Origin of the sequence: Streptomyces ossamyceticus, assembly GCF_001418475.1 — a bacterium.
GTDB lineage: Bacteria > Actinomycetota > Actinomycetes > Streptomycetales > Streptomycetaceae > Streptomyces > Streptomyces ossamyceticus.
In genome coordinates this window covers 1-1084 of sequence record NZ_LIQX01000349.1, presented here as the reverse complement: position 1 = coordinate 1084, position 1084 = coordinate 1, and the positions used below count along the sequence as shown (strand labels likewise).

2 protein-coding genes are annotated in these 1084 nt (G+C 71.6%); both read right to left on the bottom strand.

Going from position 1 to position 1084, the window contains the following annotated elements; all coding sequences use genetic code 11:
* A partial coding sequence (locus tag AOK15_RS24885; RefSeq protein WP_055520551.1) for a thiol-disulfide oxidoreductase DCC family protein occupies positions 1-538 on the bottom strand: 538 nt, incomplete at its 3' end.
* Between the two features lie 5 nt (positions 539-543).
* Positions 544-969, bottom strand: coding sequence for a hypothetical protein (locus AOK15_RS24880; RefSeq protein ID WP_055520549.1), 426 nt, complete (start codon positions 967-969; stop codon positions 544-546).
* Positions 970-1084 lie beyond the last annotated feature (115 nt).

Sequence of the window (1084 nt, the reverse complement as noted above, 5' to 3'; positions counted from 1 at the left end):
TGGACGTACACCGCGCCCCGGACCGGGCGTCGGGCCGGGGCGCGGTGTACGTCCACCCGTGCCGGGGGTCGTAGGTCCAGCCGTCCGCGCTGGAGTAGATGCTGCCGCCCCACTGCGGCCGGCCGTCCGCCCCGCGCGTACCGCTTCCCTGCTCGACGCCCCGCCACTTCGCGGCGGCGAGCACCGCGCCGCGCGCGAGTCGTGCCCCGGTGGGGGTGCTGAGCCGGTGGGCCAGCGGCCGGTGCTCGCGCAGCGCCCACAGGCAGACGACCCAGGCGGCGGAGCCCCGGTACACCTGCCCTGCGTCCCCGACGACGGTGATCTCCGCGAGGGTCGCCCGGTGGTCGAGTGCGGGAAAGCGCCGCCGGGCCTCGTCGGACCCCGCTGGGACGAAGTCGAGCGGCACCAGCTGCCGCTGCCTGCCCAGCCACTCCCTCACGAAGACACAGAGGGTGCACCGGGCGTCGTAGAGCACGGTGAGCCCGCGGACCGGGACGCGCTCGGCGCCCCGGTCCGCGGTGGCCTCGATCGCCGTCATCGGGGTCACGCCCCGGCCGGCGGGACCGAGGGCGCGCCGTGCGTGGTCCAGCCCTGCGGCGCGACCGGCGGCACCTGCTCCCGCTCCATGGCGCCCCGCCGCCGGAACTTGTTGAGCACGAACACGTTGCCCAGGTGCAGCGCGCCCAGCACCAGCAGCACCACGCCGAGCTTCGCCGACACCGCCTCGAACACCTCGCGAGGGCTCTCGATGGCGCCGTCCGCGTTCAGGTAGAGGGCCACGAACCCCAGGTTCACGAGGTAGAACCCGACGACCAGCAGGTGGTTCACCGCGTCAGCGAGCTTCTCGTTCCCATGGAGCACGTCTCCGAGGAAGATCCGCCCGTTCCTGCTCAGCGTCCTCGCCACCCAGACCGTCAGACCCACGCTGACCAGCAGATAGATGACGTACGCGACGACCGTGAGGTCCATGCCCCCACCCCTTCCGACTTACTTGAACACGTTCAAAACGTGCTGTCGGTGAGACAGTAGCCCTGTTTTTGAACATGTTCAAGCGGAGATTCGGAGGGGGTGGGGACAGGGGTGG